Origin of the sequence: Mycolicibacterium confluentis (assembly GCF_010729895.1) — a bacterium.
GTDB classification, from domain to species: Bacteria; Actinomycetota; Actinomycetes; order Mycobacteriales; family Mycobacteriaceae; genus Mycobacterium; species Mycobacterium confluentis.
The window spans coordinates 1,034,295-1,049,050 of record NZ_AP022612.1; the positions used below are offsets into that span (position 1 = coordinate 1,034,295).

Sequence of the window (14,756 nt, forward strand, 5' to 3'; positions counted from 1 at the left end):
TCGCCTCACACTTGCCTAGCCTTCGCCCGGATTAAGGAGGCTCAATGACCGTCACTGACGAATACCTGGCCAACAACGCGAAGTACGCGGAAACCTTCTCCGGTCCGTTGCCGCTGCCCCCGAGCAAGCACGTTGCTGTGGTGGCGTGCATGGACGCTCGCCTCGACGTGTACCGGATCCTCGGTCTCGGTGACGGTGAGGCGCACGTCATCCGCAATGCGGGTGGTGTGGTCACCGACGACGAGATCCGTTCGCTGGCCATCAGCCAGCGGCTGCTGGGCACCAAGGAGATCATCCTCATCCACCACACCGACTGCGGCATGCTCACGTTCACCGACGACGAGTTCAAGCGGTCGATCCAGGATGAGACGGGCCTGAAGCCCGAATGGGCGGCTGAGTCCTTCCCCGACATCGAGGAGGACGTGCGGCAGTCGCTGCGCCGGATCGAGGCCAGCCCGTTTGTCACCAAGCACGAGTCGCTGCGTGGCTTCGTCTTCGACGTGGCCACCGGCAAGCTCAACGAGGTCACCCTCTAACTCTCTCCGCGATTTCGGCGCGGTTTCCGGCGTTGGGCGCCGGAAACCGCGCCGAACTCTTGACTTCACCGAACCTCGGCTGGCATTCTCTACCGAGTTCATAATCTTGGTCAGATCAGCCAACTTTACGAGGAATCGATGACCAGTCAGTCGACACAGCCCGCCGTGGGCAAGTACGAGCTGAGCCACCTGCGCGCGCTCGAGGCCGAAGCCATCCACATCATCCGGGAGGTGGCCGCCGAGTTCGAGCGGCCCGTCCTGCTGTTCTCCGGCGGCAAGGACTCCATCGTCATGCTGCACCTGGCGATCAAGGCCTTCGCCCCGGGCCGGCTCCCGTTCCCCGTCATGCACGTGGACACCGGCCACAACTTCGACGAGGTGATCGCCACCCGCGACGCGCTGGTCGACCAGTACGGGATACGCCTCGTCGTGGCCAGCGTGCAGGAGGACATCGACGCCGGGCGAGTGGTGGACAACGGCCCGTCCCGCAATCCGCTGCAGACCGTCACGCTGCTGCGCGGCATCCGCGAGAACAGGTTCGACGCCGCATTCGGCGGGGCCCGCCGCGACGAGGAGAAGGCCCGCGCCAAGGAGCGTGTGTTCAGCTTCCGCGACGAGTTCGGCCAGTGGGACCCGAAGGCCCAGCGGCCCGAACTGTGGAACCTCTACAACGGCCGGCACCGCAAGGGTGAGCACATCCGCGTGTTCCCGCTGTCGAACTGGACCGAGTACGACATCTGGGCCTACATCGGTGCCGAGGAGATCACGCTGCCGGGCATCTACTACGCGCACACCCGTCCGGTGTTCCAGCGCGACGGCATGCTGCTCGCGGTGCATGAATACATGCAGCCACGTGACGGCGAGGAGGTCTTCGAGACCTCGGTGCGCTTCCGCACCGTCGGCGACGTCACCTGCACGGGCTGTGTCGAGTCCACGGCGGTCACGGTCGACGAGGTGATCGCCGAGACCGCGGTGTCGCGGTTGACCGAACGCGGCGCGACGCGTGCCGATGACCGCATCTCGGAGGCCGGGATGGAAGACCGCAAGCGGGAGGGCTACTTCTGATGAGCGCCAACACAACACTGTTGCGGCTTGCGACCGCCGGTTCGGTCGACGACGGCAAGTCCACTCTGATCGGTCGACTGCTCTATGACTCGAAGGCCGTCATGGAGGATCAGCTGGCGGCGGTCGAGCGCACCTCGCAGGAGCGCGGCAACGACTACACCGACCTGGCATTGGTGACCGACGGCCTGCGCGCCGAGCGCGAGCAGGGCATCACGATCGACGTCGCCTACCGCTACTTCGCCACGGCCAAGCGGAAATTCATCATCGCCGACACACCAGGGCACCTGCAGTACACCCGCAACATGGTGACTGGCACGTCCACCGCGCAGTTGGCGATCGTCCTCGTCGATGCGCGGCACGGCCTGCTGGAGCAGTCCCGCCGGCACGCGTTCCTGGCGTCGCTGCTCGGCGTCCAGCACATCGTGCTGGCCGTCAACAAGATGGACCTGATCAACTGGGACCGCGAGCGGTTCGAGTTCATCCGCGACGAATTCCACGCGTTCGCAGCACGTCTGGACATCCACGACGTCACCACCATTCCGCTGTCGGCGCTCAACGGCGACAACGTCGTGACCAAGTCGGACAAGACCCCGTGGTACGACGGGCCCGCGCTGCTGAGCCATCTCGAGGACGTCTACATCGCCGGCGACCGCAACCTGGTCGACGTGCGGTTCCCGGTGCAGTACGTGATCCGCCCGCAGACCGTCGACCATGCCGACCACCGCAGTTACGCCGGCACGATGGCCAGCGGTGTGATGCGCCCCGGCGACGAGGTCGTGGTGCTGCCGAGCGGCAAGACCACCAGCATCACCGCGATCGACGGCCCCACCGGTCCGGTCGAGGAGGCCTTCCCGCCGATGGCGGTGTCGGTCAGCCTCGCCGACGACATCGACATCAGCCGCGGCGACATGATCGCCCGGCCCAACAATCAGCCCACCGCGACAACCGAATTCGACGCCACCGTGTGCTGGATGGCCGACGACTCGGCGCTGGAACCGGGACGCGACTACGTCATCAAGCACACCACCCGCACCACCCGGGTCCGGGTCAGCGCGCTCGACTACCGCCTCGACGTCAACACGCTGCACCGCGACAAGAGCGCCACCGCGCTCAAGCTCAACGAACTGGGCCGCGTCACGCTGCGCACCCAGGTGCCGGTGCTGCTCGACGAGTACTCCCGCAATCCCGCGACCGGGTCGTTCATCCTGATCGACCCGGACACCAACGTGACGGTCGCGGCGGGCATGGTCCGCGACACCACGCCCGCCGCCACCCGCACGTCGACACCCAACACCGTGCGGCACCAGTCGCTGGTGTCCGCTGACGACCGGTTGACCACGGGGCGCACCCTCTGGTTCACGGGCCTGTCGGGTTCGGGCAAGTCGTCGATCGCGGTGCTGGTGGAGCAGAGGCTGCTCGAAACTGGGCGTCCCGCTTACATTCTCGACGGTGACAACCTGCGCCACGGTCTCAACGCCGACCTCGGGTTCTCGATGGGCGACCGCGCGGAGAACCTGCGGCGCCTGGCGCACGTCGCTACGCTGATGGCCGACGCCGGGTTGACCGTGCTCGTGCCCGTGATCAGCCCGCTTGAGGAGCATCGCGAACTGGCCCGCAAGGTGCACACCGACGCTGGCGTGGGGTTCGTCGAGATCTTCGTCGACACACCGTTGGCGGACTGCGAGGCCCGCGATCCCAAGGGCTTGTACGCCAAGGCGCGATCCGGGGAGATCACGCACTTCACCGGCATCGACAGCCCGTACCAGCGGCCCAAGAATCCGGACCTGCGGTTGACTCCGGAGTCCAGCCCGGATGACGCCGCACAGTTGGTCATCGACCTGCTGGACAGCCGCGCATGACCGACCACGAACTGGCCGCTCGGCTGGCGACTGAGGCTGGCGAGCTGCTTCTGCGGGTGCGCGAGGAACTGGCCGACGCCACCGGGGAGGAGCGGAAGGCCGCGGGCGACAAGCGGTCCCACGACTTCCTCATGGAGGCGCTGGACGCCGAACGGCCCGACGACGAGGTCCTGTCAGAGGAGGGTGTCGACAACCCGAAGCGCCTCACGGCGAACCGGGTGTGGATCATCGACCCCCTCGACGGCACCCGTGAGTTCTCCGAACTCGGCCGCGACGACTGGGCCGTGCACGTGGCGCTGTGGCAGGACGGCGAGCTCATCGCGGGCGCCGTCGCACTTCCGGCACAGGGCGTCACCCTGGCCACGCCGACCGTCGCTGCGCCCCCGGACGCTCCGGGAACCCCGCGCATCGTGGTGTCACGCACTCGTCCGCCGGCGATCGCGCTGGCCGTGCGTGACGCGCTCGGTGGCACGCTGGTCGAAATGGGTTCCGCCGGAGCCAAAGTGGCCTCCGTCGTGCAGGGTTTAGCCGACGTTTACGTGCACGCCGGCGGACAGTTCGAGTGGGACTCCGCGGCACCCGTCGCGGTCGCCCGTGCCGCAGGTCTGCACACGTCGCGCATCGACGGGTCGCCCCTGGTCTACAACCAGGAGGACTCGAAGCTGCCGGATCTGGTGGTGTGCCGACCGGAGTTGGCCGAGGCGGTCCTGCGGGTCACCGCCGCGGGCTAGCGGTACTGCAGGAAGCTGAACCGTTCGCGGATCTCGTCGGCCACGATTCCGAACTCCTCCGCGGTGTAGCGGTGCGTTCCGTGCGCATCCCGAGGGTGGGCCCGGTTGTGGTCACCAAGGAAGGCGTCGAGGTCTTCGGGGGTGGCCATTCCTGCCGCCGAATACACCTTCTGTAAAGCACCTTTCGGAGACGAGACCAGGTCCTGGTAGTCGATGTCGAGAAACGTCGCGGCCTGTGCCGGCGCCCGCTCACGCGCCTCGATCGCACGCCGGAACCACAGTTCGCTCTGGTTCACCTGCGCCCGTCCGACCTCAATCGGGTCGACGTCGTCGCTGTAGGTGCTGCGGTAGACCGCGAAAAGGCTGGCCCCCGACGTCAGCGTCGAGACGATGTCGCGATGGATCTGCACCACCACCAGGCCCGGGAACGTGTCGATCAGGTGGTCCAACTCCGCGGTGTGGGCCGGGGCCTTGAGCACGAATCGCCGATCGTCGTGGGTGGCGAGCAACTGCAGCACTTCGCGGTAGCGCGCGTAGGTTCCGGTGAAGTCTTGGGCGGCAAGCCATCCCGCGTAACTCGGCAGGCGCATCATCGACGTCAAACCCCAGTTGCGCAGGTCTGTGCCCATGCCCAGCACGCATTCCTCGGGCAGCGCTGGACCCGACGGGTGCACGATCGCCATGTCGGGGTTCAGCGTGTGCAGCAGTTGGCTGGCGGTCGCGCTGATCTCGGCTGCGGGCGGATGGTCCGGTTCGGTGAACAGCCAAGGGGCCGCCAGTTCGGCGGGCAGTGGGGCGTGCAGTCGTGGGTCAGTACCCAGCAGGCGATACAGGAAGGTCGTGCCGGTGCGCCAACCCCCGATGATGACGATCGGCGGCGTCAACTCGGGCACGGCCGGATTGTCGTTCAGGTACCGGATGATTCGGGCACCCGCCGTGAGCCGGCCGGTCGCCGACTGCAGGGCCATCTTGGCGCCGACGGCATTGAGTCGGCCGTCCTGTTCGGCCGAGCCCAGATACTCCCGCAGGCCTTCGGCCCACCCATCGGCGAACAGCGTGGCCGGGAACTCGCCGCGCCGGGTCGCTCGCTCGGCCACGGCGTCGGGATCGAAGCGATACCGCTGCGGGTTGTCCGCCCGGTCCTTCTCGGCCTCGGCGTAGATCTTCTGCGCGACCGGACCGCGAGCGGGCCTCTGCCACGTCATCGAAGCTCCTCGAGTCGGACCCGTCGCGCGACGGGCAGTTCGGGGGCTGCGTCGGCGTGCAGGAACCGCAGCACGAACAACCCGAAACCCAGACCTTCGGTGTCGAGCCAGTCGCAGCCGGCGACGCCCGGGTCCTCGGCGGCCAGGACGAAGCGGAACCTGCCGTCGACGAGAGCGCTGGACGCGGCGGTGCGTGTCACGGTGCGGTGCCGGTGATCCAGCGAGTTGAGAAATCGGTTGTAGAGCACGATGTTCCAGTGCCGGCACGTCGGAGGGGTGCCCTCGAGCACCAGGGCCTCGCCGTCGGCCAACTGCCAGGAGCCGCGCAGGTAGTGGATTCCCGGTTCGGTGAATGCGGCTCCGGCGGCCATCGCAGACCAGTGCCGGACGGTGTTGGGGGACTGCGCGTCGGCGGTCGTCGAGACCTCGAAAACCTTGGGCACGTTGGCGATCACTGTGCCCAGCCGCCTCAGTGCGCGATCGAGGTCCGTGGCCACCGGCGGTTCGTCGTCCACAGCGTCGAGCACGTCGATGCGGCACCATCCCGGATCGTCGGGAGCTGCGCTCTCATATGCATAACGCACCCACACCGACGACGAACCCGCCGGGAGATCGGACAGGGTGGCCGTGAAGTCGCCGGCGGCGCCGACCTCAAGGTCGTCGCTGTCGAGGCGCGCGACCGCGGCCGCGTCGGCGACGCCGCTGCCGCTGTACACCGTGATCGACTGGTACACGGAGTCACCGACATTGCCGGTGATCCGATACGTGCGGTCGTGGCGGATGTCGGTGATCCAGTACCGGAAATCGGGGTTGTCCATGAAGAACTTCTCGCGCCACCCGTTGAACGGCGCCAGTTCGGGTCGATCGCGGTCGACCTCGAGACGGCCCAGCAGATTGTTGACCGCCCGCACCAGTGCCCGTTGGCCGTGCGCGCGGTCCTGCGCATCGAGGTGCGCGGTCGACTCGGCCAGCGCGTCCCCGGCGGTGCGCAGGCCGTCGACGAATGCCTGCCAACCGTCACGCGTCATAGGTGGAGAACCTACCGTCGGACTCGGCGAACTCGACGGATGCGAAAGACGCGCCGTCGTATAGGTTGCAGACATGGTTGAGCACCCGACCCTGCGCACACTGTCCGGACTCCCCGCCGAGCCTGCGAGCCTGGCCTCATCGGCGCTGATCCTCATCGACTGCCAGAACACCTACACCCGCGGAGTCATGGAACTCGAGGGAGTGCAGGCGGCCCTCGAGGAGGCGGCGAATCTGCTGGAGCGCGCTCGCACCGCGGGCATCCCGGTCATCCACATTCAGCACGACTCCGGGCCCGGGTCGCCCTACGACGTGCGTGCCGAGATCGGCGCCATCGTCGACCGCGTCGCGCCGCGTGGCGATGAGCCCGTCGTGGTGAAGAATTACCCGAACTCGTTCGTCGAGACCGACCTGGATCAGAGGCTCAAGGGGTTCGGCGCGCAGAACCTGGTGCTCGCCGGGTTCATGACGCACATGTGCGTCAACTCGACTGCGCGTGGCGCGTTCAACCTGGGTTATGCGTCGACGGTGGTGGCAGCCGCGACCGCCACCCGGCCGCTGCCGAACCCCGCCGGGGGTGAGGTTCCGGCCGCGGCGGTGCAGTCGGCGAGCCTGGCGGCGGTCGCCGACCTGTTCGCCGTCGTGGTGCCCGACGCCCGAGCCATCCCGTAGAGCGGCAGGCGCTTTCGGCTCGGGTCAGCGGTGGAACATCCCGTGTTTGATCCTGCGCTCGTCGCCGGCCACCGTCGACCACTGGCCGGCGGAATACATCTTCGTCGGCATGGTGCTGGCTCTGATGACGGCCAATGAACCGTCGGCGTGCTTGACATACCTGTCGCCGAACCTCATGTAGTCATCGACCACACCGTTGTCGCGTGTCACATGGACTGTCATGTCGAACTCGTGGCCATCGCCGGCGCCCTGCAGGGCGCACCACCCTCTGATTCCCAGCGATTCTCGGCAAGCGTGTACCCATCGCGCCTGGCCCGGTCGCGGGGGCCGATGCCCAACAATTCGTCGGCGGTGCCGGTGCCGTGCGGTTCGGCCGCCTTCATCATCGCCGTGTGCGCATCACTGGCATCCGTGTAGGGCGGCACGACGAGAAGCGTCAACTTCTGACGACCCTGCCCGAGAATGCCTACAGTGCAATGTGGTTGACGTTGATACCCGTCGAGTTTGACCCTCGCGGCCCCGGTGTTGATGGTGCGCGGCACCGACTTCCACTCGGGCAGGGCGTACTGTACGCGCTCGATGTCGCCCAGGCGGACCGACAACACCGCCAACAGGTCCGGCAGTTCCGCGCTGAGATCGTCACTGCGCGGCCACCAGGCCCCGTCGACCGTGCCGCTGGACGCCTCTTTGGGCTTCAGGCGGAGACGGGGGGTGCGCTCTGGGCCGGTGAAGTTCGGTTCATGCCGATGCGTGTTAGTCAGCGTCATGAGGACGCTCCCGTCTCTGGCCTTATTCGGCCAATTGGTGAACTGGCGATGGACGGCTCCGACTGAGCACGTGCAAGAAGTACCACCAGTACTTTCAGTGTACGGGAAGCGCAGGTCACCGGCCCAGATCTGCTGAGGTTTCTCAAATTCTCACAGCAGCCGCGCTCGTCCGATGCGACGACAATCGGGGGAGTCGGATGTTGACAGTGGCAGAATCCATGCAATGCGGATGTCGGCAAAGGCGGAGTACGCCGTGCGGGCGATGGTGCAGTTGGCCACCGTCGACGCGGGCGAACTGGTCAAGACCGACGACCTGGCCAAAGCTCAGGGCATCCCGCCGCAGTTTCTGGTCGACATCCTCGCGGTTCTGCGTGCCGATCGGCTGGTGCGCAGTCACCGCGGCCGAGACGGCGGTTACGCGTTGGGCAGGCCCGCGGATCAGATCAGCATCGCCGATGTGCTGCGCTGCATCGACGGCCCGTTGGCCAGCGTGCGCGACATCGGTCTCGGGGATCTGCCGTACTCCGGCCCGACCGAGGCGCTCACGGACGTGTGGCGCGCGTTGCGGGCCAGTATGCGCGCGGTCCTTGAGCAGACCAGCCTGGCCGAGGTGGCCTCAGGCCGCCTGCCTGAGCACGTGTCGTCGCTTGCCGACGACTATCGCACCCAGGAACGCGTCCGGGGGCATCGGCCCGCGGGTTAGCTCTGCTGGTCCTGGCCGTACTTCGGGTTGCCGTCCTCGTCGAGCCAGTCGTTGACTGCGGTGCCGGTCACGGTGTTGTGCGAGCCCGGCAGCACTGCAGTCGGTCGGTCCTCGTAGGACTTGACCATGTCCGCCGCCTTCTCCTTGGCCGACTCGGTGACCTCCGGCTTCTCGAAGGTGTTCTCGTTGTCATCGTTGCTGGCGTCCATCAACAACGACTAACCCGAACTGTGACCGGCGAAACACCGGACTCAGTTCCGTTCGTCCACCGTCACATCTCCGGTCGCCGACCGCGCTATGACGGTCGAGACCGCCCGCTTCGGGTCGAGCGTCTCCGGCACGCGCACCACCATCACGCCGTGCCGGGCTTCGGTGCTCGCCTTGACCAGGAACGGTCCGTCACCCGCCAGGCCGAGCACCACGTCGCCGTCACCGCTCGTGGCCTCGATCCGCTGGGCCGTCGGGTCCTGGAAGTCCACGGTGATGTCGCCGTCGACACTGGTGGCCGAGAACGACTCGCGCACCGCCAGCGGTTGACGCGCGTGGATTACGCCCTTTGCCATGGTTCAAACCTAGGTATCCCACGGTCCTGGGCAACACCGCGTTCTCCAGAGACTCTGCGGGGGATAACCCCCGTATGGACCGGTGCAGTACGGTTCTGGGTCCATGGCCACCACGCGCGTCGAAGCACTCGGCAACATCGGGCCCAACTGGTTCTCGGCCGTGATGGGGACGGGCATCGTCGCGACCGCGGGCGCCTCGCTCCCGGTGACGATCCCCGGGGTGCGCGGCTTCACCGAGGTCGTCTGGGTGATCGCCGCAGTCCTGCTCGTGGTGCTGGCCGTGGTCGTCGGCGGGCACTGGCTCCGGCATCCGACCGTGGCGCGGACCCACGCGCGCAACCCGCAGATGGCCCACTTCTACGGTGCGGCACCGATGGCGTTCGTGACCGTCGGGTCCGGCGCGCTGCTGGTCGGAACCAACCTGATCGGTGAGCGCCTGGCCGTGGACATCGCCTGGGTGCTGTGGACCGCAGGCACGTTGGGCGGGCTGTTCACTGCCGTCTCCATCCCGTACCTGATGTTCACCCAGCACAACGTCGAACCAGACGCGGCGTTCGGCGGCTGGTTGATGCCCGTGGTGCCGCCCATGGTGTCCGCGGCCGGCGGTGCGCTGCTGATCCCGCACATGGCGCCGGGCACCGGCCAGACCACCATGCTCTACGGCTGTTATGCGATGTTCGGCCTGTCGCTGGTCGCATCACTGGTGATCATCACGATGATCTGGAGCCGGCTGACTCTGTACGGGACGTCCGGGACGGCGCGGGTGCCGACGCTGTGGATTGTGTTGGGCCCGTTGGGTCAATCGATCACCGTGGCAGGTCTGCTCGGGAGTGACGCGGCGTTGGCCGCTCCACCGGACGTCGCCGCCGCGATGAAGGCATTCGCGATTCTCTACGGCGTCCCGGTGTGGGGGTTCGCGGTGCTGTGGATCGCGCTGGCGACGTCGTTGACAGTGCGCACCCTGCGCCGCGGCATGCCGTTCGCGTTGACGTGGTGGAGCCTGACCTTCCCGGTCGGCACCTTCGTCACTGGCACCACCCAGCTCGCGGCGCACACTCACCTTCCGGCGTTCAAGGTCGCGGCGGTGGCCGCCTACGCGGGCCTGCTGAGCACCTGGATCCTGGTGGCGACCCGCACGACCCGCGGCGGCATGCGGGGCAGTCTGTTCCAACCCCCGCCCACCGGACCTGTCCGCGCGAGCAAAGACACGCTCACCTGAGCCCTGCGCGTGCCAGAATCGCGGGCGTGCGCGTAGGGATGACATTGCCAGTCATGGAACCGGATCTGGACGCCACCACGCTGCGCGCGTGGGCCGCCACCATCGACGAGGGGCCGTTCTCGGCACTGTGCTGGGGTGAGCGCATCGCGTTCGACAACCCGGACAGCCTGACGCTGTTGGGCGCGATGGCAGCCTGGACCGAACGTGTCGAGTTGGTGACGACGGTGATCGTGCCGCAACTGCACGACCCGGTGATGTGCGCCAAGGCACTGGCCACCGGCGACATGCTCTCGGGCGGGCGGTTGACCGTGGGCATCGGCGTCGGCGGCCGCCATGAGGATTACCGCGCGGTGGGCGCGGACCCGAAGACCCAGACCATGCGGGAGATGGCCGACCGCGTGGGGATCATGCGCCGGGTGTGGGCGGGCGAGAAGATCACCGAATCGGTGCTTCCGGTCGGACCGTCGCCCGTCCAGCACGGCGGGCCGCGACTGCTGGTCGGCACCATCGGACCCAAGACCGTGCGCAGCGCCGCAGCCTGGGCTGACGGACTCGCCGGGATCACCATGGACCTCGACGTCGCGGGCCAGAACGAGCTCTTCGACGTGGCTCGACACGCGTGGGCCGAGGCGGGGAAACCCGCGCCGCACCTGGCCACCTCCTTCTGGTTTGCGTTGGGGGACAAGGATCAAGCCCGCGAACAGGTCCGCACTCACCTGCTGCGCTACATGAACTGGCTACCGGCCGACCTGGTCGAGGCCATAGCCCCGACCACGGGATGGGCCGGTGATGAGGACGAGTTGGCCGCGGTGCTGCGCAGTTTCGAAGCCGTCGGCACCGACGAGATCCACCTGATCCCGACCAGTACGGACATCGACCAACTGAGGCGTGCCGCGGCCGTCGTGAGTGATTTGTGGAGTCCCAGCTGCAGACAGCACCTGTGAGACTCCACAAGTCGAAAGGACTGAAGTGATGACCACGCCGTACGGCGCCTTCCAGTACGAGATCTACTTTCAGGGTCTCACCGGGGTGCTGCCCAGCCTGCCGATGGCCTACGCCGATCTCGAGGAGCGCGCCCGGCACGCCCTGCCGCCGTCGGTCTGGTCCTATGTGGCAGGAGGGGCCGGAGACGAGAACACCCAGGACGGCAACGTCACGGCCTTCGGTCGGTGGGGGCTCATCCCGCGCATGCTGGTGGGCGCCACGGAGCGGGACCTGTCGGTCGAGCTGTTTGGAAAGCGCTGGCCCGCCCCGATTTTCCTGGCACCGATCGGGGTGATCGCCCTGTGTGCCCAGGACGGTCACGGTGACCTCGCGACCGCGCGGGCCGCGGCGGCCACCGGCGTGCCGATGTGCGCGTCCACCCTGGTCGAGGATCCGATGGAGGACATTGCCGCACAGGTCGGCGACACCCCGGCCTTCTACCAGTTGTACTGCCCCAACGACCGCGACATCGCCGAGAGCCTGGTGCATCGGGCCGAGGCCGCCGGATACGCCGGGATCGTCGTCACGCTCGACACCTGGATCCCGGGATGGCGCCCACGTGACCTGGCCACCGCCAACTTCCCGCAGTTGCGGGGGAAGTGCCTGGCCAACTACACCAGCGATCCGGTGTTCCGGGAGAAGGCCGGCCTGGCCGAGGGCGCTGACCCCCGGGATGCCGTCATGTACTTCGCGAGCGTCTTCGGGAAATCGCTGACCTGGGATGACCTGACCTGGCTGCGGTCGCTGACAAAGCTGCCGCTGATCCTGAAGGGCATCTGCCACCCGGACGACGCCCGCCGCGCCGCGGACTACGGCGTCGACGGCATCTACTGCAGCAACCACGGCGGCAGGCAGGCCAACGGCGGTCTGCCGGCCATCGACTGCCTGCCGGGCGTGGTCGAGGCCTCCGGCGACCTGCCGGTGCTGTTCGATTCCGGGGTCCGTTCCGGCGCGGACGTCATCAAGGCACTGGCGTTGGGTGCCAAGGCCGTTGGGATCGGGCGCCCGTACGCCTACGGCCTGGCGCTCGGAGGTGTCGACGGCATCGTGCACGTGGTGCGCTCACTGCTGGCCGAGGCCGACCTGATCATGGCGGTCGACGGCTACCCGACCCTGGCCGACCTCTCACCGGATGCCCTGCGCCGCGTGGGCGGTTGAGCTTCGTGCAGTGGTGGGAGAGCGCCGTCGTCTACCAGGTCTACATCCGCAGCTTCGCCGACGACAACGGTGACGGCATCGGGGACATCGCGGGCCTGCGCTCCCGACTGCCCTACCTCGCGGCCCTGGGCATCGACGCGGTGTGGATCAACCCCTGGTACCCGTCGCCGATGGCCGACGCCGGCTACGACGTCTCCGACTACCGCGGCATCGAACCGTCCTACGGCACGCTGGGGGAGGCCGAGGCCTTCATCGCCGACGCGCACACCTTGGGGCTCAAGGTGATTCTCGACATCGTGCCCAACCACACCTCCGATCAGCACGAGTGGTTCCAGGCCGCCCTGCGCGACGAACCGGGCGCGCGTCAGCGGTACCTGTTCCGTTCGGGGCGCGGCGCCGACGGGGATCTTCCCCCCAACGACTGGGGCAGCATCTTCGGTGGTCCGGCCTGGAGTCGGGTCGCCGACGGCAGTTGGTATCTGCACCTGTTCGCCCCCGGTCAACCGGATCTCAACTGGGAGCACCCGCAGGTGCGCGCCGAGTTCGAGGACGTCCTCGGATTCTGGTTCGACAAGGGCGTCGACGGGTTCCGCATCGACGTCGCACACGGGTTGGTCAAGGCCGAGGGCCTGCCGGACCGCGGCAACGCCAAGACGACTCACCCGGCCTTCGACCAGGACGGCGTGCACGAGATCTATCGGGGATGGCGAGCGATCGCGGATCAGTATGCGCCGCAACGGGTCTTCATCGCCGAGGCATGGGTGCCCAGCAGCGAGCGGTTGGCGAGGTACCTGCGGTCCGACGAACTGCACACCGCGTTCCAGTTCGACTTCCTGCGCGCGCCGTGGCGGGCCGAAACGCTGCGCGCGGTGATCGACGACGCGATCGCCGGTGCGGAGTCCGTCGGTGCACCGCCGACGTGGGTGCTGTCCAACCATGACGTCCCCCGGACCGTCACCAGGTACGCGCGGTCGCAGCCTGCGAGCCTGGTGGAGTCGGAGTGGGAGCGGTCCCGGTGGGCCGAGGAGCAGGCCGATCACGACCTGGGGCGACGCCGCGCCCGGGCGTGCGCGCTGCTGCAGTTGGCGCTGCCCGGCACCGCCTACGTCTATCAGGGTGAGGAATTGGGCCTCGAGGAGGTCGAGGACCTGCCCGACGAAGTTCGGCAGGACCCCACCTGGGTGCAGTCGGGGTTCACCGACGTCGGTCGCGACGGGTGCCGGATCCCGTTGCCGTGGGCGGGAAACACTGCCCCATATGGCTTCTCGCCGCCCGGCGGCGCCCCGACCTGGCTGCCGCAGCCCGAGCACTGGGGTGCACATTCCGTGGCTGCCCAGCAGGACGACGTCGACTCCGTCCTGCATCTGTACCGCCAGGCCCTCGCGTTGCGGCCGGGACTGTGGGTGGAGGCCGGCGCGGTCCGCTGGCTGGTCAACACACCTGAGGCGTTGGCGTTCCAACGCGGTGCCGCCCAGTGCTGGGTCAACACCGGTGACACTGAAATCGCGCTGCCCGAGCGGCTTTCGGTGATCCTGGCCTCGGGCCCCCATGCCGTCGGTGTCCTGCCGCCGGATACCGCGGCGTGGTTGGCCGCCCCGTGCGAAAGTTGACGGCATGTCGCAGCCCACGATCCGCGTCTCCCGCCTGCCGGAGAAACAGAGCACGTCCCGCGAGGCGCTCAACGACCTGATGCGCAGCACGCCCCTGGCCACCATCGCGTTGGTGCGGGATGGGCATCCTGTCGTGTTTCCCACCGGATTCACCCGGGTGGACGACGAACTGGTGGTCCACGGGTCCACGGGGTCGCCCTGGATGCGTGCCCTGGCTGACGGCGTTTCGGCCGCGGTGTCGATCACCACGCTCGATGGCGTGGTGGTGGCCCGCAGCGGGTTCGAGTCGTCGTTTCGCTACCGCAGCGCCACGCTGTTCGGAACGTTCACCCGGGTCGCCGACGCCGACAAGGTCGACTACGTGGAGGCGCTGACCGACGCGTTCATCCCGGGTCGGGTGGCCGAACTGCGAGAGAGCACCCGCAAGGAACTGGCCGCGACCCTGGTGCTGACGCTGCCGATCGGGGAGTCGAACTGGTCTCTGAAGATCAGCAACGGCTGGCCCGAGGATCCCGAATCGGACGTCGCCGCCGGCGTCTGGGCCGGGGTGGTGCCGTTGACCAGCGTCTACGGCGATCCGGTGGCCGCACCGGACTGCCCCGTGACGGTGCCCGTGCCGGAGTCGGTGCGTCGGATGGCGAACCGTCCGTTGGCCTGA

General features: G+C 67.8%; 17 protein-coding genes. 11 read left to right on the forward strand and 6 right to left on the reverse strand.

What is annotated here, in order from left to right:
• The first annotated feature begins 44 nt into the window (after positions 1-44).
• The 4 genes from G6N34_RS04895 to G6N34_RS04910 all read left to right on the forward strand — a co-directional run bounded on the left by G6N34_RS04895 (position 45) and on the right by G6N34_RS04910 (position 4,191).
• Positions 45-536, forward strand: a complete 492-nt coding sequence (locus tag G6N34_RS04895) for a beta-class carbonic anhydrase (RefSeq protein ID WP_085156633.1) — start codon at positions 45-47, stop codon at positions 534-536.
• A gap of 138 nt (positions 537-674) precedes the next feature.
• Complete coding sequence (gene cysD / locus G6N34_RS04900) at positions 675-1,601, forward strand: sulfate adenylyltransferase subunit CysD (protein WP_085156636.1); 927 nt, start codon at positions 675-677, stop codon at positions 1,599-1,601.
• Positions 1,601-3,460 carry a sulfate adenylyltransferase subunit CysN gene (cysN, locus tag G6N34_RS04905; protein WP_085156639.1) on the forward strand — a complete coding sequence of 620 codons (1,860 nt, stop codon included), beginning with the start codon at positions 1,601-1,603 and terminating at the stop codon, positions 3,458-3,460. The genes cysD and cysN overlap by 1 nt, the downstream gene beginning before the upstream one ends.
• Positions 3,457-4,191, forward strand: a complete 735-nt coding sequence (locus G6N34_RS04910) for a 3'(2'),5'-bisphosphate nucleotidase CysQ (protein ID WP_085156642.1) — start codon at positions 3,457-3,459, stop codon at positions 4,189-4,191. Before cysN ends, G6N34_RS04910 begins: the two co-directional genes overlap by 4 nt.
• Here G6N34_RS04910 and G6N34_RS04915 read toward each other — a convergent pair.
• Positions 4,188-5,396 carry a sulfotransferase family protein gene (locus G6N34_RS04915; RefSeq protein ID WP_085156645.1) on the reverse strand — a complete coding sequence of 403 codons (1,209 nt, stop codon included), beginning with the start codon at positions 5,394-5,396 and terminating at the stop codon, positions 4,188-4,190. The two genes, G6N34_RS04910 and G6N34_RS04915, sit on opposite strands and share 4 nt — an antisense overlap.
• Positions 5,393-6,424, reverse strand: coding sequence for a DUF1214 domain-containing protein (locus G6N34_RS04920; RefSeq protein ID WP_085156648.1), 1,032 nt, complete (start codon positions 6,422-6,424; stop codon positions 5,393-5,395). Before G6N34_RS04920 ends, G6N34_RS04915 begins: the two co-directional genes overlap by 4 nt.
• 73 nt (positions 6,425-6,497) lie before the next feature.
• On the opposite strand from G6N34_RS04920, the gene G6N34_RS04925 reads away from it, so the two are divergent.
• A complete protein-coding gene (locus tag G6N34_RS04925) occupies positions 6,498-7,094 on the forward strand; it encodes a cysteine hydrolase family protein (protein ID WP_085156651.1) in 597 nt (198 codons plus the stop codon).
• A gap of 24 nt (positions 7,095-7,118) precedes the next feature.
• On the opposite strand, the gene G6N34_RS04930 is transcribed toward G6N34_RS04925, so the two are convergent.
• Together G6N34_RS04930 and G6N34_RS04935 are read right to left on the reverse strand one after the other, a co-directional pair.
• On the reverse strand, positions 7,119-7,316 hold the full coding sequence (locus G6N34_RS04930) for a hypothetical protein (protein WP_085156654.1): 198 nt from the start codon (positions 7,314-7,316) through the stop codon (positions 7,119-7,121).
• Positions 7,313-7,861 carry a DUF5994 family protein gene (locus G6N34_RS04935; protein WP_085156657.1) on the reverse strand — a complete coding sequence of 183 codons (549 nt, stop codon included), beginning with the start codon at positions 7,859-7,861 and terminating at the stop codon, positions 7,313-7,315. The genes G6N34_RS04930 and G6N34_RS04935 overlap by 4 nt, the downstream gene beginning before the upstream one ends.
• A 223-nt stretch (positions 7,862-8,084) precedes the next feature.
• Here G6N34_RS04935 and G6N34_RS04940 point away from each other — a divergent pair, with 223 nt between their 5' ends.
• Positions 8,085-8,564, forward strand: coding sequence for an Rrf2 family transcriptional regulator (locus G6N34_RS04940; protein WP_085156660.1), 480 nt, complete (start codon positions 8,085-8,087; stop codon positions 8,562-8,564).
• Here the strand turns inward: G6N34_RS04940 and G6N34_RS04945 are convergent.
• Both G6N34_RS04945 and G6N34_RS04950 read right to left on the reverse strand, forming a co-directional pair.
• Positions 8,561-8,773: a hypothetical protein gene (locus G6N34_RS04945; protein ID WP_085156663.1), complete on the reverse strand. Its 213-nt coding sequence runs from the start codon at positions 8,771-8,773 to the stop codon at positions 8,561-8,563. The two genes, G6N34_RS04940 and G6N34_RS04945, sit on opposite strands and share 4 nt — an antisense overlap.
• A gap of 42 nt (positions 8,774-8,815) precedes the next feature.
• A complete protein-coding gene (locus tag G6N34_RS04950; RefSeq protein ID WP_085156666.1) occupies positions 8,816-9,127 on the reverse strand; it encodes a DUF4097 family beta strand repeat-containing protein in 312 nt (103 codons plus the stop codon).
• Between the two features lie 103 nt (positions 9,128-9,230).
• Between G6N34_RS04950 and G6N34_RS04955 the strand changes: the two genes are divergently transcribed.
• From G6N34_RS04955 to G6N34_RS04975, 5 genes are read left to right on the forward strand one after another with little or no spacing between them, the layout of a single operon-like run.
• Positions 9,231-10,346 carry a TDT family transporter gene (locus G6N34_RS04955; RefSeq protein WP_085156669.1) on the forward strand — a complete coding sequence of 372 codons (1,116 nt, stop codon included), beginning with the start codon at positions 9,231-9,233 and terminating at the stop codon, positions 10,344-10,346.
• Between the two features lie 38 nt (positions 10,347-10,384).
• A complete protein-coding gene (locus tag G6N34_RS04960) occupies positions 10,385-11,290 on the forward strand; it encodes an LLM class flavin-dependent oxidoreductase (protein ID WP_085156672.1) in 906 nt (301 codons plus the stop codon).
• A gap of 28 nt (positions 11,291-11,318) precedes the next feature.
• Positions 11,319-12,488 (forward strand): lactate 2-monooxygenase, encoded by a 1,170-nt coding sequence (locus G6N34_RS04965; protein WP_085156675.1) that lies wholly within the window; start codon positions 11,319-11,321, stop codon positions 12,486-12,488.
• Positions 12,485-14,098 (forward strand): glycoside hydrolase family 13 protein, encoded by a 1,614-nt coding sequence (locus G6N34_RS04970; RefSeq protein ID WP_085156678.1) that lies wholly within the window; start codon positions 12,485-12,487, stop codon positions 14,096-14,098. The genes G6N34_RS04965 and G6N34_RS04970 overlap by 4 nt, the downstream gene beginning before the upstream one ends.
• A gap of 4 nt (positions 14,099-14,102) precedes the next feature.
• The gene (locus tag G6N34_RS04975; RefSeq protein ID WP_085156681.1) at positions 14,103-14,756 is read left to right on the forward strand and encodes a pyridoxamine 5'-phosphate oxidase family protein; all 654 of its coding nucleotides are present in this window, start codon (positions 14,103-14,105) and stop codon (positions 14,754-14,756) included.

Excerpts from the sequence above, each read along its gene's own strand:
- G6N34_RS04895 (WP_085156633.1), top strand. The coding sequence starts at position 45 with ATGACCGTCACTGACGAATACCTGGCCAACAACGCGAAGTACGCGGAA.
- cysD (WP_085156636.1), top strand. The coding sequence starts at position 675 with ATGACCAGTCAGTCGACACAGCCCGCCGTGGGCAAGTACGAGCTGAGC.
- cysN (WP_085156639.1), top strand. The coding sequence starts at position 1,601 with ATGAGCGCCAACACAACACTGTTGCGGCTTGCGACCGCCGGTTCGGTC.
- G6N34_RS04910 (WP_085156642.1), top strand. The coding sequence starts at position 3,457 with ATGACCGACCACGAACTGGCCGCTCGGCTGGCGACTGAGGCTGGCGAG.
- G6N34_RS04915 (WP_085156645.1), bottom strand. The coding sequence starts at position 5,396 with ATGACGTGGCAGAGGCCCGCTCGCGGTCCGGTCGCGCAGAAGATCTAC.
- G6N34_RS04920 (WP_085156648.1), bottom strand. The coding sequence starts at position 6,424 with ATGACGCGTGACGGTTGGCAGGCATTCGTCGACGGCCTGCGCACCGCC.
- G6N34_RS04925 (WP_085156651.1), top strand. The coding sequence starts at position 6,498 with ATGGTTGAGCACCCGACCCTGCGCACACTGTCCGGACTCCCCGCCGAG.
- G6N34_RS04930 (WP_085156654.1), bottom strand. The coding sequence starts at position 7,316 with ATGACAGTCCATGTGACACGCGACAACGGTGTGGTCGATGACTACATG.
- G6N34_RS04935 (WP_085156657.1), bottom strand. The coding sequence starts at position 7,861 with ATGACGCTGACTAACACGCATCGGCATGAACCGAACTTCACCGGCCCA.
- G6N34_RS04940 (WP_085156660.1), top strand. The coding sequence starts at position 8,085 with ATGCGGATGTCGGCAAAGGCGGAGTACGCCGTGCGGGCGATGGTGCAG.
- G6N34_RS04945 (WP_085156663.1), bottom strand. The coding sequence starts at position 8,773 with ATGGACGCCAGCAACGATGACAACGAGAACACCTTCGAGAAGCCGGAG.
- G6N34_RS04950 (WP_085156666.1), bottom strand. The coding sequence starts at position 9,127 with ATGGCAAAGGGCGTAATCCACGCGCGTCAACCGCTGGCGGTGCGCGAG.
- G6N34_RS04955 (WP_085156669.1), top strand. The coding sequence starts at position 9,231 with ATGGCCACCACGCGCGTCGAAGCACTCGGCAACATCGGGCCCAACTGG.
- G6N34_RS04960 (WP_085156672.1), top strand. The coding sequence starts at position 10,385 with ATGACATTGCCAGTCATGGAACCGGATCTGGACGCCACCACGCTGCGC.
- G6N34_RS04965 (WP_085156675.1), top strand. The coding sequence starts at position 11,319 with ATGACCACGCCGTACGGCGCCTTCCAGTACGAGATCTACTTTCAGGGT.
- G6N34_RS04975 (WP_085156681.1), top strand. The coding sequence starts at position 14,103 with ATGTCGCAGCCCACGATCCGCGTCTCCCGCCTGCCGGAGAAACAGAGC.